11 protein-coding genes are annotated in these 13520 nt (G+C 72.8%); 7 read left to right on the forward strand and 4 right to left on the reverse strand.

Annotation, left to right across the window (positions count from 1 at the left end; translation table 11 throughout):
• The first annotated feature begins 29 nt into the window (after nt 1-29).
• The gene (locus ACNYC2_RS20750; protein ID WP_419703613.1) at nt 30-638 is read left to right on the forward strand and encodes a class I SAM-dependent methyltransferase; all 609 of its coding nucleotides are present in this window, start codon (nt 30-32) and stop codon (nt 636-638) included.
• Between the two features lie 13 nt (nt 639-651).
• On the opposite strand, the gene ACNYC2_RS20755 is transcribed toward ACNYC2_RS20750, so the two are convergent.
• The 4 genes from ACNYC2_RS20755 to ACNYC2_RS20770 all read right to left on the reverse strand — a co-directional run bounded on the left by ACNYC2_RS20755 (nt 652) and on the right by ACNYC2_RS20770 (nt 6605).
• The gene (locus ACNYC2_RS20755; RefSeq protein ID WP_419703614.1) at nt 652-1380 is read right to left on the reverse strand and encodes an SDR family oxidoreductase; all 729 of its coding nucleotides are present in this window, start codon (nt 1378-1380) and stop codon (nt 652-654) included.
• A gap of 337 nt (nt 1381-1717) precedes the next feature.
• A complete protein-coding gene (locus ACNYC2_RS20760) occupies nt 1718-3403 on the reverse strand; it encodes a ribonuclease J (RefSeq protein WP_419703615.1) in 1686 nt (561 codons plus the stop codon).
• 342 nt (nt 3404-3745) lie between these two features.
• Nucleotides 3746-4939, reverse strand: coding sequence for an AI-2E family transporter (locus ACNYC2_RS20765; protein ID WP_419703616.1), 1194 nt, complete (start codon nt 4937-4939; stop codon nt 3746-3748).
• 73 nt (nt 4940-5012) lie between these two features.
• On the reverse strand, nt 5013-6605 hold the full coding sequence (locus ACNYC2_RS20770; RefSeq protein ID WP_419703617.1) for a peptide chain release factor 3: 1593 nt from the start codon (nt 6603-6605) through the stop codon (nt 5013-5015).
• A 192-nt stretch (nt 6606-6797) separates the two neighbouring features.
• Here ACNYC2_RS20770 and ACNYC2_RS20775 point away from each other — a divergent pair, with 192 nt between their 5' ends.
• The 6 genes from ACNYC2_RS20775 (at nt 6798) to ACNYC2_RS20800 (ending at nt 13407) form a co-directional block, all read left to right on the forward strand.
• Nucleotides 6798-7319, forward strand: a complete 522-nt coding sequence (locus ACNYC2_RS20775; RefSeq protein WP_377137758.1) for a PadR family transcriptional regulator — start codon at nt 6798-6800, stop codon at nt 7317-7319.
• 31 nt (nt 7320-7350) lie between these two features.
• Nucleotides 7351-8034, forward strand: a complete 684-nt coding sequence (locus ACNYC2_RS20780) for an ABC transporter ATP-binding protein (protein ID WP_419703618.1) — start codon at nt 7351-7353, stop codon at nt 8032-8034.
• On the forward strand, nt 8031-10361 hold the full coding sequence (locus tag ACNYC2_RS20785) for an FtsX-like permease family protein (RefSeq protein WP_419703619.1): 2331 nt from the start codon (nt 8031-8033) through the stop codon (nt 10359-10361). The genes ACNYC2_RS20780 and ACNYC2_RS20785 overlap by 4 nt, the downstream gene beginning before the upstream one ends.
• 144 nt (nt 10362-10505) lie before the next feature.
• A complete protein-coding gene (locus tag ACNYC2_RS20790) occupies nt 10506-11576 on the forward strand; it encodes a DUF418 domain-containing protein (RefSeq protein WP_419703620.1) in 1071 nt (356 codons plus the stop codon).
• 5 nt (nt 11577-11581) lie between these two features.
• Nucleotides 11582-12745, forward strand: a complete 1164-nt coding sequence (locus tag ACNYC2_RS20795) for a sensor histidine kinase (protein ID WP_419703621.1) — start codon at nt 11582-11584, stop codon at nt 12743-12745.
• Nucleotides 12742-13407 carry a response regulator gene (locus ACNYC2_RS20800; RefSeq protein WP_419703622.1) on the forward strand — a complete coding sequence of 222 codons (666 nt, stop codon included), beginning with the start codon at nt 12742-12744 and terminating at the stop codon, nt 13405-13407. The genes ACNYC2_RS20795 and ACNYC2_RS20800 overlap by 4 nt, the downstream gene beginning before the upstream one ends.
• Nucleotides 13408-13520: the final 113 nt, after the last annotated feature.

Raw genomic sequence — 13520 nt, forward strand, 5'->3', positions numbered from 1 at the left:
CACGATCAGGCCCGAGCGAATGAGGACACATGGACGCGCAGCACTGGGACGAGCGGTACAGCAGCCGGGACCAGCTCTTCAGCGGCAACCCCAACGGGGTGCTCGTGACCGACGCCGCCAACCTGCCGCCTGGCCAGGCCCTCGACGTGGGCTGCGGCGAGGGCGCCGACGCGATCTGGCTCGCCGGGCACGGCTGGCAGGTCACCGCCGTCGACATCTCCCGGGTCGCGCTGGACCGCGGCGCGGCGGCCGCGGCCGCCGCTGGGCTCGCGGGCCAGGTGACGTGGCGGCAAGCAGATCTCACGACCACACCACCGCCCGCGGGCCCGTTCGACCTGGTGTCGCTCCAGTACTTCCCGCTCCCGAACCGGCCGGACCACGCAGCGCTCCGCCGTCTCCTGGACGTGGTGGCGCCCGGGGGCACCCTGCTCGTCGGCAGCCACGACATGGCCGACCTGGCCACGTACCGGCACCCGGACTTCGACCCTTCCGACTACTACGCGCCCGGCGACATCGCCCAGTTCCTCGGCGAGGGCTGGACGATCCAGGTCAACGAGAGCCGTCTGCGCACCACCGCCCCGCCCGAGGGCACGCACCACGTCCACGACACCGTCCTGCGCGCCGTTCGGTCGCGCTAGGCGGGACCTCGGCTCACGCTCCCGCGAGTGTCGAGAGCGCGCGGCCCATCTCGGCGTTGAACTCCTCCGGCGTCAGCGGCAGCCTGGCCTTGACGTCCCGGCTCCACTGGTCGGCGAGCACCTCGGCGGAGCCCGCCTCGACGCCGTCGAGCACGGCATCGGCCAGGTCCGACGGCGCGAGCTTGGGCACCGACCAGCCGGCCGACATGTCGGTGTCCGCGAGGCCCAGGTGGACGGCGGTCACGAGCGTGCCCTGCTCGGCGAGCTCCAGCCGCACGCCGTTGGTCATGGCCCACGCGGCCGCCTTGGTCAGGTGGTAGGCGTTGGCGCCGTTGATCCCGAACCACGACATCGCGGAGAGGACGTTCACGACCGCACCTCCGCCGTTCGCAGCGAGGGTCGGCGCGAGCGCCCTGATCAGGCCGAGGGGACCGAGCGTGTTGGTCTCCAGCTCGAGCCGTACCGCGTCCATCGAGCCGGTCACGAGGCCGGTTCCCGTCGAGATCCCGGCGTTGTTGACGAGCAGCGAGACGTCGGAGGCCGCCGCGGCGGCCGCCCGCACCGACGCCGGGTCGGTCACGTCGAGAGCCAGCACCTCCACGCCGGGCAGGTCCACCGTCTCTGGGCGGCGGGCCGTCGCGTAGACCTTGCGCGCACCCCGCTCGAGGAGGCGCTGGGCGAAGGCGCGGCCGAGGCCGCGGTTGGCGCCGGTGACGAGGGCAACTGAGTTGTTGAGGTCCATGCCGGGAACGCTAGAACCTGACGTTGACGTCAGGGTCAAGAGCCGAAGGGGCGGAGTGAGCGGAGTCACCATGACCGCCACGGAAGGAGCCGAGCGCGACCACATCCCGGCCAAGCAGCCCGGGCGAAGCATGGGCGAAGAGCGGGTGCCAGGCCTGCTGAAATTCGTTCGGCCTGGCCCCGCTCATTTCACCTCAGCTGAACTGTTCAGCACAGCCCGCAAACCCGGTGCTTACCCGAACGAAATTCAGCCCTGCTGGCACTCGCCGAAACACCACGCCGTGCCCGCCGAGCCGTCGGCTGCCCCGGAGCGGCCCATGGCCGCCCGGGGCGAGCCGTCACGCGTCGAGGACGACGGCGATGACCACCGGTTCCCGTCGCGAGCTGCGCGCGAGCGACCGCGCGACGGTGGTCGCGATGATCTCCTCGAGCTGGTCGCCCGCGGTGGTCTTGTTCCGCGTTGCGTCCGCGAGCGCCTTCTCGACGGCGCGCGAGGCGTTGTCGAGGCTGTCCTGCCCGTGCACGGAACCCCGGTGGAGGTACTCGAGGGGTTCGGCGAGCTCGGCGGTCCCGGAGCGGAGGAACGCCAGGACGGTCAGGACGCCTCCCGCGCTGAGCTTGCGCCGGTCGGCGAGGGTGTCCTCGGTGACGTGGCCGACGGTCTGGCCGTCGACGTAGACGAGGTCGTTCTCGACCTGGCCGACGATGCGTGCGACGCCGTCGACCAGGTCGACGACGACGCCGTCGCGGACGATCAGGACGTTGTCCGTGGGAACGCCGGTGCGCTCCGCCAGGGCGCCGTTGGCACGCAGGTGCTTGGGCTCGCCGTGGACCGGCATGACGTTGCGCGGGCGCAGGATGTTGTAGCAGTAGACGAGCTCGCCCGCGCTGGCGTGCCCGGAGACGTGGACCCGGGCGTTGCCCTTGTGCACCACGTTCGCGCCCAGGTCGGTGAGCTTGTTGATGATGCCGTAGATGGCGCTCTCGTTGCCCGGGATCAGGGAGCTGGCGAGCAGGACGGTGTCGCCGTCGCTGATGCGGACCTCGTGCGTCTCGTTGGCCATCCGGGCCAGGGCCGCCATGGGCTCGCCCTGGGAGCCGGTGCAGATGAGCGTGACCTTGTTCGGCGGCAGGTTGCGGGTCTTGGCGTAGTCGATCACGAGGCCGCGCGGGACGGTCAGGTAGCCGAGCTCGCGCGCGATGCGCATGTTGCGCACCATGGACCGGCCGACGAACGCGACCTTGCGGCCGCGGGCGTCCGAGGCGTCCAGGACCTGCTGGATGCGGTGGACGTGGCTGGCGAAGCTGGAGACGATGACGCGCCCCGGCGTCGTCGTGAAGACCTGGTCGATCGCGGGGGTCAGCTCGGTCTCGGAGATGGTGAAGCCGGGGATCTCCGCGTTGGTGGAGTCCACCAGCAGCAGGTCCAGGCCCTCCTCGCCCAGGCGGCCGAAGGCGCGCAGGTCCGTCAGGCGGCCGTCGAGCGGGAACTGGTCCATCCGGAAGTCACCGGTGTGCAGGACGACGCCGGCGGCGGTCCGGATCACGACGGCGAGACCGTCGGGGATCGAGTGGTTGACGGCGATGAACTCGAGCGCGAACGGGCCCGCCGCGTGCCGGCCGCCGGCCTCGACGTGGACGAGCACGGGCTTGATGTTGTGCTCGGTGAGCTTGGCGGACAGGAACGCGAGCGTGAGCTGCGAGCCGACGACGGGGATGTCCGGCCGCTGCTTGAGCAGGTACGGCACGCCGCCGATGTGGTCCTCGTGCCCGTGGGTGAGCACGATGGCCTCGATGTCGTCGAGGCGGCTCTCGAGGCTCGTGAAGTCGGGCAGGATGACGTCGATGCCGGGCTGGGTGTCCTCGGGGAACAGGACCCCGCAGTCGACGACGAGCAGCTTGCCCGCGTGCTCGAAGACCGTCATGTTGCGGCCGATCTCGCCGATGCCGCCGAGCGGCGTGATGCGCAGGCCCTGCGACGGTGCGACGGGCGGGCGGCTGAGGTCTCTTGGTGCGGTATGCATGGTGTCCCTCCGGAACAGGTTAGCTGCCGATGAGCTCGGGGTCCTCGTGGCGTGGGACGACCGCCAGGATGAACAGAGCTCACCGGGTCAGGCCGCAGGCGCGGCGCTGTGGGTACTGCTGTGGTCTGTGGTCAGTGGCCCGTGGTGGTCACTGCGGCTCGCCCTCTACGGCGTACGCACGGGTGCTGTCGGCAGCCTCGATGGCGGGCGCCGGGGCAGGACCCGGGTAGGTCGGCAGGGCTGAGTGACACGCAGAAAGGTTCCTTCGGGCTCTGAGGTGGCGACGATCTCCAGGCAGAGGCGGAGGTGCGCGGACCCGATCCTATCCGCCGACGGCGCACCTCACGCCTTGCCCAGCCCGTCCGGGTCCCGCAGCATGTGCGACTCGACGAGCTCGTGCCGCCGGAAGTAGGTGGTCGCCACGGCCTGGATCGTCGCGGCGACGGGCAGCGCGAGGAACGCGCCGAGCACCCCGAAGACCGCGCCGAACGCCAGCACCACCAGCAGGCTGACCGCGGCGTTCATCTCCAGCGCGCGGGCGGACACCTTCGGCGCCAGGTACAGGTTCTCGAACTGCTGGTAGCCGATGACGAAGGCGAGCACGCCCAGCGCCTGGGGCCAGCCCTGCGCCGTCAGCGCCACCATGGTGGGCAGCGCGCCACCGAGGTAGGCACCGATCGTCGGCACGAACTGCGAGACCACCCCGACGAAGACGGCCAGCGGTACGGCGTACGGCGTCTGGAGGATCGCGAGGAACACGAAGGTGACCACCGTCGATACCGCCGCCAGCACCACGCGGGAGCCGATGTAGTCGGACACCTTGCCCTGGGTGACCTCCCACAGGTGCAGCATCTCCTGCTGCCGTGCCGGCGTCAGCCAGCCGCACACCGCCGCGCGGAAGCGGGGCCCGGCCGCCAGCAGGTAGTAGGAGACCAGCAGAATCGTCAGGGTGGCGAGGAGCCCGCCCACCACCGTCGTCCCCACCAGCAGCGCCCCGGACGCGACGTCCTCGCCGAACCGGTTGAACGCCTGCCGGATCAGGTTCTCTGACTCGGGGATCTCGATGCCGAAGCGCTCGGCGACGAAGCCCTGCAAGCCCTCGTAGAGCCGGGGCACCGACTGCGCGAGCTCGACGAGCTGCTGCACGAACAGGTTGCCGAACAGCGCCATCAGGACGATCACCACGACGAGCGACCCGAGCAGCGTGACCGCGGCGGCCAGCCCGCGGCGCCACCCCTGCCGCACCAGCCAGACCGTGCCCGGTTCGAGGGCCAGCGCGATGAAGACCGCGATGAGCACGTTGACGAAGAGCCCCTCCAGCTTCCCCATCGCGTTCCACGCGAAGATGGCGACGAACACCGCCACCACGGCCAGGAACAGCGCCCGGGGCAGCCAGCGCGGCGGGCGCGGGGAGTCGGGCGCGCCGGGCGGCGGGACCGGCTGGTCCGTCGAGGGCTGGCTTGTCGAGGGCTGGTCGGGACCGGTTGGCACGTCAGGACCGGTAGCGCCGGTCTCGGACGAGCTGGGCGACGTCATGCCAAGACCGTAGCCCTCGCTCCCCCACGGCCCGGCGTTCCCGGGCCGGAGTGTCTGGCCGGAGTACCGAGCGTCAGACCCCGCTGGCGACCAGCGGGATGAGCGGCACGTCGGGGTGGGCGCGCTCGAACGCGCGGGCGTGCCAGACGTCGCGCAGCAGGACCAGCGGCGTCCCGTCGCCGCGGCGCACCACCTCGACGCCCGGGTAGCCGGCGATGGTCTCGATGTGTTCCGGCGCGGCCTCGCGGGCGAGCGAGAGCCCCAGCGTCTCCATGCGGATCGGCGCGGAGAACTCGTGCTCCATGCGGAAGGACGCGACCTCGAACTGCAGCGGGCCGACGGCAGCCAGGATCGGGTTGCCGTCGCCGCGCGCCTCCGAGACGAGGACCTGGACGACACCCTCCTGCTCCAGCTGGGAGATGCCCTTGCGGAACTGCTTGGAGCGGCCCGGGTCGGCCACGCGCGCGGCCGCGAAGTGCTCCGGGGCGAACACCGGCATCGGCGGGAAGCGCACCTTCGGCCCGGCGGAGTCGAACACCGTGTCGCCGACGGCGAGCGTGCTGGCGTTGACCAGGCCGACGACGTCGCCGGGGTAGGCGTCCTCGACCGTCGACCGCTCGCGGCCGAAGACCGACAGGGCGTACTTGGTGGCGAACGGCCGGCCCGTGCGCTCGTGCGTCACGACCATGCCGCGCTCGAACCGGCCCGAGCACACGCGGATGAACGCGACGTGGTCGCGGTGGTTCGGGTCCATGCCTGCCTGCATCTTGAACACGAACCCGCTGAACGGCTGGGTGACCGCGCGCTCCCCGTCGTTGACGTCGGGACGCGCGCCCGGCGCGGGCGCGAGGTCGACGACGGCGTCGAGCAGCTGGCGGACGCCGATGTTGGCGAGCGCCGCGCCGAACAGCATGGGCGTCGTCGTGCCCGCGAGGAAGGACTCGCGGTCGACGGGCTCCAGGAGCTGCACGCTCTCGACGGCCTCGGTGTGGTCGTCGCCCAGGGCCTCGGCAGCGGCCTGCGGGGTGAGCACGCTCTCCTCGGCGATCGACGCGCCGCCCGGGGCGCGGCGGTAGGTGCGGACCTCGCCGCTGGCACGGTCGACCAGCCCGAGGAACCGGCCGGCCTCGCCGATCGGCCAGGTGAGCGGTGTCGGGCGCAGGTTGATGCGCTCCTCGAGCTCGTCGCACAGCTCGAGGGCCTCGCGGCCGGGGCGGTCCCACTTGTTGACGAACGTGATGACCGGCACCCCGCGGCGTCGGCAGACCTCGAACAGCTTGAGCGTCTGCGGCTCCAGGCCCTTCGCCGAGTCGAGCAGCATGACCGCGGCGTCGACGGCGGTCAGGACGCGGTAGGTGTCCTCGGAGAAGTCGGCGTGGCCGGGCGTGTCCAGCAGGTTGATCACGACGTCGCCGTACGCGAACTGCAGCGCGGCGGAGGTGATCGAGATGCCGCGCTTCTGCTCCATCTCGAGCCAGTCGGACACGACGCCCGCGCGGTTGCCCTTGCCGTGGACCGCCCCGGCCTCCTCGATGGCGTGCGCGTGCAGCGCCAGCGCCTCGGTCAGCGTCGACTTACCGGCGTCGGGGTGCGAGATCACGGCGATGCTGCGCCGTCGGGCCGCCTCGACCTGTACCGGACGGGTTTCAGAAGTAAGGACGGTCACCGAGACTCACCGATCTGTACGTGCTGCAACAACCACACCTGTCTGATGCTGAACAGCGCCCAACTCTACCCGCCCCTCCCGGCCCCTCGTTGAGTGCTGGATATTCGCCCCTTCCAGCCGCCGATCGGGGCGAATATCCAGCACTCAACGGAGACTTCCTACCATGTATACATGGTGTGTATAGTGCTCGCCATGAGTATTGGACATGCGTTGCTCGGGTTGCTCGAGGGTGGGGCGCGGCACGGGTACGACCTCAAGCGCTCCTACGACGAACGCTTCGGCCATGACCGGCAGCTCGCGTACGGCCAGGTCTACTCGACGCTCGCCAGGCTGCTGAAGAACGGCCTGGTCGAGGTCGAGTCCGAGCCAGGCGCGGGCCCCGAGCGCAAGAAGTACGCGATCACGGACGCCGGTGTGTCCGACGTCGCCGCCTGGCTCGCCAAGCCCGAAAAGCCCGAGCCCTACCTGCAGAGCACGCTCTACACGAAGGTCGTGCTCGCGCTGCTCACGGGCCACGACGCCGAGGACGTGCTCGACACGCAGCGTTCGGCGCACCTGGGCCTCATGCGGGAGCTCACGCGTCGCAGGGACGGCGGCGACCTGGCCGACCAGCTCATCTGCGACCACGCCCTGTTCCACCTCGAGGCCGACCTGCGCTGGCTCGAGCTCACCGCCGCGCGCCTGCAGCAGCTCGCCGCGCAGGTCCGCGCGTAACCCTCGAGACCGCCGAACCCTGGAGCCCCTCATGCCCACCGAACCACTGCTCACCGCCGAGAACCTGCACCTCAGCTTCGGTTCCACCACCGCACTGGACTCCGCATCGGTCGAGGTGCACGCCGGGGAGGTGCTGGCGCTCATGGGACCGTCCGGGTCCGGCAAGTCCACCCTGCTGCACTGCCTGGCCGGCATCCTCCACCCGGACGCCGGCCGCGTGACCTACGCGGGCCGCGACCTCACCGCCCTGCACGACGACGAGCGCAGCGCCCTGCGGCGCAGCGAGTTCGGGTTCGTGTTCCAGTTCGGCCAGCTCGTCCCCGAGCTCACCTGCCTGGAGAACGTGGCCCTGCCGCTGCGGCTCGGTGGCGCACCCCGGCGCGCGGCCCTGAGCAGCGCGAGGGCCTGGCTGGAGCGGCTCGAGGTGTCGGACGTCGCGGACAAGCGTCCCGGGCAGGCCTCGGGCGGGCAGGGGCAGCGGGTCGCGGTCGCCCGCGCCCTCGTGACCAGGCCGAGGGTCGTCTTCGCCGACGAGCCGACGGGCGCCCTCGACTCCCTGAACGGTGAGCGGGTCATGCAGCTCTTCGTCGCGGCCGCCCGGGAGACCGGGGCTGCCGTCGTGCTGGTCACGCACGAGGCGCGCGTCGCCGCGTACTCCGACCACGAGGCGGTCGTGCGCGACGGCCGGGTGCGGGCACGGGAGTACGTCCGATGAGGCGGCTCGGCGACCTCACCCTCGGCATCCGGCTCAGCGTCGGCGGCGGACGGCCGGGCTGGGTCCGGCTGGCCCTGATCGCCGTCGGTGTGGGGCTCGGGGTGACGATGCTGCTGATCGCCGCGAGCATCCCCACGGTGCTCGACGCCCGCGAGGCGCGCGACGGGGCCCGCTCGGTGAACACGGATCAGGAGCTGAGCCTCGGCTCGCCGTCGGCCCTCGTCCAGGAGGTCCGGTCGACGTACCGCGAGGACCCCGTCCTCGGGCTGATGGTCCAGCCGGAGCACGACGGTGCCCCGCTCCCCCCGGGCGTGACCGATCAGCTCGCGCCGGGCGACCTCGTGGTCTCCCCCGCCCTCGCCGACCTGCTCGCCTCCGACGACGGCGCGGCGCTGCGGGGCCGGTGGGGCGACCGGGTGGTCGGCACCATCGGCGACGAGGGCCTGACGGGCCCCGAGGAGCTCAGGTTCTACCTGGGCACCGACCAGCTGACCGCCGCGACGGCGACCCGCATCCAGTCGTTCGGCGGGGCCGAGTCGCCCGAGGAGGGCCTGGACCCCGCGCTGCTCCTGCTCGTCCTGGTGGGCATGGTCGTGCTGCTGCTCCCGGTCGCCATCTTCGTCAGCACGGCGGTGCGGTTCGGCAGCGAGAGCCGGGACCGCCGGCTCGCGGCGCTGCGGCTGGTCGGGGCCGACGTCGGCATGACCCGCCGGATCGCCGCCGGCGAGACCCTCGCGGGCGCCGCGGGCGGGCTGGTCGTCGGCGCCCTGCTGTTCCTCGCGATCGGACAGCTGGCGGGCCATGCCGTGCCGGCGAGCATGAGCTTCTACCCGGAGGACCTGCGTCCCGTCCCGGTGCTCGCGGCCCTGACGGTGGTGCTCGTCCCGGTCACGACGGTGCTGGTCACGCTCTCCGCGCTCAAGCAGGTGCTGGTCGAGCCGCTGGGTGTGGTCCGGCGCAGCGGCGAGCGCCGACGGCGGTTCTGGTGGCGGCTGCTCTTTCCGGTCGCGGGCGTCGCGCTGCTGACGCCGTTGCTGGGCGGGCTCGACGGCTCGCTGGGCAGCCAGGTGATGGTCGTGGCCGGGCTGGTCCTGGTGCTGGCGGGGGTCGCGCTGCTGCTGCCCTGGCTGGTCGAGGCGACGGTGCACCGGCTGAGCGGGGGCAGCGTCGCGTGGGAGCTCGCGGTGCGGCGCCTGCAGCTGGACAGCGGGACGGCGGTGCGTGCGGTCTCGGGGATCGCCGTCTCGGTCGCCGGGCTGATCGCGATCCAGGGGCTGGTCGGGGCGATCGGGGCGCTCAGCGCCGGGTCGCAGGCCGACACCAGCACGTTCCAGGCAGCGGTGCTGGACATCGACCCGGACGGACGTTCCGCCGGGACCTGGACCAGTGCGCTGGCCGGGGCCGAGGGCGTGACGGCGGTCGGGGAGCTGACCTCGACGTGGGCGGGGACGGCGGACGATGCGGCGTCGGACGGGACGACGTCGGACGATGCGTCGGCCGCACCCCTCGGCGACGACGAGACGCTCGTCGAGTCCGGCACGTGCGAGGTGCTGGCGCAGGAGGCCCGGCTGGGTTCCTGCGCCGACGGCGACGTGTTCGTCGTCCTGCCGGAGGGCGCGACCGCCCCGGCACCCGGCAGCACCTACCTGCTCGGTCCCGAGGGGAGCGACGGCGCGCGGTGGACGCTCCCGGCGTCGGCCGAGGTGGTAGACCCGCCGGACGGCGGCGTCAACGCGATGGGCGGGATGCCCGCGCGGATCCTGGTGACGCCCGGAGCCCTGGAGGGGATCCGGCCCGATCCGGAGTCGGTGACCGCGTACGTCGCGCTCGATCCCGCCGTACCGGACGCCCTGGACCACATGCGCACGGCGGCCGCACAGGTGGACCCGGCCGCGTACGCCTCGCCCATCGAGCAGGAGCGCATCGCGTCCGTCCTGGGCGGCGTGCGGCAGTCGCTGCTGGTCGGGACGGTGGCGCTGCTCGCGCTGATCGGGGCGAGCATGCTGGTCAACGTCGTCGAGCAGCTCCGGGAACGGCGCCGGCTGCTCGCGGTGCTCGTCGCGTTCGGCACGCGGCGTCGGACCCTCGGTGGTTCCGTGCTCTTCCAGGTGGCCATCCCCGTGCTGCTCGGGCTGACGCTGGCCGTCGCGACCGGTTCGGGCCTGGCCCTGGCGTTGCAGACGGCGGTCGACGCCCCGCTCACGTTCGACTGGGTGGGCGTGGGCGTGACGTCCGGGGCGGCCGCAATCGTGGTGCTCCTGACGACGGCGGCGGGCCTGCCGCTGCTGTGGCGCCTGACCCGGCCGGAGGCCCTCCGCAGCGAGTAGCCCCCTTCGCTGGTCGAGCTTGTCTCTCCGTTGGTCGAGCTTGTCGAGACCTCACCAGGTCCCGACAGGCTCGGCCAACGGGGTGCGTGGAAAGGTACTTTTGGTCGGTACCGGAGCGGGAGCGCCCGAGCCGAGCATGAGGACATGCCTCCTACCTCTGCCGACTCGCCCCCCGCCCGAGCTCGTCTCGTCGCCCTCGACGTGCTCCGCGGGTTCGCGCTGTGCGGGATCCTCGTCGCCAACGTCGTCCCGATCAGCGCCGCGGTCGCCACCGACGCACCGGTGACGACCGCGCTCGCCGCCTCCGGGGCGGGACAGGTCGACTGGCTGCACCTGCTCGTCGACCAGCGCTTCTTCCCGATCTTCTCCCTGCTCTTCGGCGTCGGGTTCTCGCTGCTCGTCGAGTCGGCGGCCGACCGCGTCGCACGGCCACGCCTGGTCCTGCTGCGCCGGCTCCTCGTGCTGCTCGCCCTCGGCCTGGCACACCTGCTCCTGCTCTGGCCGGGCGACATCCTCACGGTCTACGCCGTCGTCGGGCTGCTCGTGCTGCTGCCGTCCACGTGGTTCCCCCGCTGGGCCGTCGCCGGTCTCGCCGTCATCTGCCTGGTCGCTGCGATCCTGCTGGCGGGCGGGCCCTACGCCCTGGTCCCCGGCCTCTTCCTGCTCGGCTCTGCGCTGACCCGGTACGGCGTGACCCGGCGCGTCGAGAGCTCGACCCGCGTCCCGGCCGTCCTGGCGCTGGTCCTGGCGGCGGCCGCCGTGCCCGCCGTCTGGGCCCAGGCCTCGTTCGAGCGCGTCGGCGACACCGACCTCCTGGGCTACCGGATCGTCCTCCAGGTTGCCGGGGTCCTGCTCGCCGGCATGTACGTCTGCGCACTGCTGGTGCTGCTGCGCACCCCCGCCAGCCGTGCGCTGCGCGCCGTGTTCGCGCCTCTGGGGAAGATGGCCCTCACCAACTACCTGACCGCCACCGTGCTGGTGCTCGGCGTCGCCCACGTCGTCGGGCACCCGGAACGCTGGTCGTCGAAGACGGTGCTGGTCATCGCGGGCACCGTGCTCGTCGCCCAGTGGCTGTTCTCCACCCTCTGGCTCCGCCGGTTCCGGTACGGCCCCCTGGAGTGGGGCTGGCGCTGGGCCACGTGGCTCCGCCGCCCGCCGCTGCGCATCACCGACGACGCCGGCGAGCGCCACCCGGCGTCGACCCTCGTAGCCTGAACCGCGTGCACACCATCGGACAGGGGACGGCCCTGGCCAGGGCCGCCGGGGATCTCCTCATCGGCCTGACGCTCGCCGCTGCCCTGCTGTTCACGGCCGCGGCCCTGGCGGCGAGCTGGGGCGGCCTCTCCTGGGTACCCGGCCTGATCGCGGGAACGATCGTCGCCGCGCTGGCCCTGCTGCGCCGCCGAGACCGGTTCGGCACGGCGCTCGCCGGGCTGGGCGTGGCGGCGGTGTCCGTCGTCGTGGCGTGGCTCGCCGACCTTCCCGCGGAACCCGCGCCGGCTGTCTCCCTCGCCCTCGCGGTGCTGGTCGCGTCGGCGATCCGCACGCTCCCCACGCGGCGGGCCGCCGTCGTGGCCGGAGGCGGCCTGGTGGTCGTTCTCGGGTCGTGGCTCGCGGCCGTCCCGTTCGTGCCCGAGGCGACGGTCATCCCGACGGTGAGCGCCGCGACCTGGCTCGCCGCCGTCGCCGCGGGTCTCGGCGGCCGACTCCTCGTCGCCCGGCGCGAGGCGGCGGTCGAGCGCGTGCGCCGCGACGAGCGCCTCGCGGTGGCGCGCGAGCTGCACGACGTCGTCGCGCACCACATCACCGGCATGGTGGTCCAGGCGCAGGCCGCACAGATAGTGGCCGCCAGGGGTCCGGGCGAGGCGGCGCGGGTCGCGGAGTCGCTGGCGGGCATCGAGGCGGCCGGGTCGGAGGCGCTCACGTCGCTCCGCCGCGTCGTCGGCCTGCTGCGCGACGCCGACGACGCGTCCCCCGCCGCTCCCGGCCCCGAGTCGCTCAGCGCCCTCGTCAGCCGGTTCGGGGACCGCGGCCCGGAGGTACGCCTGCGGCTGCCCGACGACGGGCCCGCGTGGCCCACGGAGGTGACCGCCGCCGTCTACCGGGTGGTCCAGGAGTCGCTGACGAACATCACGCGGCACGCGCCGCAGGCCCGGACGGTGACCGTCGACGTGCGCCGGGTCCCGGACGGCCTGACCGTCGAGGTGTCCGACGACGCTCCGCACGCGGGCGCCCGCGCCCTCGACACCGGGAGCGGCTACGGCCTGATCGGCATGCGCGAACGCGTGGTGTCCCTCGGCGGCACCCTGCGGGCCGGCCCGCGGCCGGGCGCCGGCTGGTCCATCTCCGCCACGCTCCCCCTGGCCGCGGAGGAGCCCCGATGACCATCCGCGTTCTCCTCGCCGACGACCAGCCCATGGTCCGCGGCGGCCTGCGGACCATCCTGGAGGACCAGCCCGACCTCGAGGTCGTCGCGGAGGCGTCCGACGGCGTCGAGGCGGTCGCGCTGGCCCGCCGGCTGCGGCCGGACGTCTGCCTCGTCGACATCCGCATGCCCCGCATGGACGGCATGGAGGTGACCCGCACGCTCGCCGGGCCCGACGTCGCCGACCCGCTCCGGGTGGTCGTCGTCACGACGTTCGACGTCGACGAGTACGTCTACGGGGCGCTCCGCGGCGGCGCCGTCGGCTTCATCCTGAAGGACGCCGGCCCGGCGCTGCTCGTCGAGGCGGTCCGGGCGGCGCACGCGGGCGACGCGCTGGTCTCGCCGTCGGTCGGGGTGCGGCTGCTGCGGCATCTGACCGGCGAGTCCCGGCCGAGGAGCGGGCCGGGCGGCGCCTCCGCCGTCCGGCCGCTGTCCGAGCGTGAGACCGAGGTGGTCCGGGCGATCGCGCTCGGGCGGACCAACCTGGAGATCGGCGCGGAGATGTTCATCTCGCTCAGCACCGTGAAGGGTCATGTCGCGGCCGTCCAGGCGAAGCTCGGGCTGCGCAACCGCGTGGAGATCGCGGCCTGGGCCTGGGAGAACGGCGTGGCGGGCCGCTGACCGGTGTCGTCCGGTGGTCGCGCCGACCTCCCCGTTGGTCGAGCTTGTCGAAACCTGGTGAGGTCTCGACAAGCTCGACCAACGGGCGGCGGGTCTCGACAAGCTCGACCAAC

It is taken from the genome of Promicromonospora sp. NFX87 (assembly GCF_048564965.1).
Classification (GTDB): Bacteria; Actinomycetota; Actinomycetes; order Actinomycetales; family Cellulomonadaceae; genus Promicromonospora.

Bases quoted from the DNA above. Each gene is read 5' to 3' on its own strand.
- ACNYC2_RS20750 (WP_419703613.1), top strand. From the start codon at position 30: ATGGACGCGCAGCACTGGGACGAGCGGTACAGCAGCCGGGACCAGCTC.
- ACNYC2_RS20755 (WP_419703614.1), bottom strand. From the start codon at position 1,380: ATGGACCTCAACAACTCAGTTGCCCTCGTCACCGGCGCCAACCGCGGC.
- ACNYC2_RS20760 (WP_419703615.1), bottom strand. From the start codon at position 3,403: ATGCATACCGCACCAAGAGACCTCAGCCGCCCGCCCGTCGCACCGTCG.
- ACNYC2_RS20765 (WP_419703616.1), bottom strand. From the start codon at position 4,939: ATGACGTCGCCCAGCTCGTCCGAGACCGGCGCTACCGGTCCTGACGTG.
- ACNYC2_RS20775 (WP_377137758.1), top strand. From the start codon at position 6,798: ATGAGTATTGGACATGCGTTGCTCGGGTTGCTCGAGGGTGGGGCGCGG.
- ACNYC2_RS20780 (WP_419703618.1), top strand. From the start codon at position 7,351: ATGCCCACCGAACCACTGCTCACCGCCGAGAACCTGCACCTCAGCTTC.
- ACNYC2_RS20785 (WP_419703619.1), top strand. From the start codon at position 8,031: ATGAGGCGGCTCGGCGACCTCACCCTCGGCATCCGGCTCAGCGTCGGC.
- ACNYC2_RS20790 (WP_419703620.1), top strand. From the start codon at position 10,506: ATGCCTCCTACCTCTGCCGACTCGCCCCCCGCCCGAGCTCGTCTCGTC.
- ACNYC2_RS20800 (WP_419703622.1), top strand. From the start codon at position 12,742: ATGACCATCCGCGTTCTCCTCGCCGACGACCAGCCCATGGTCCGCGGC.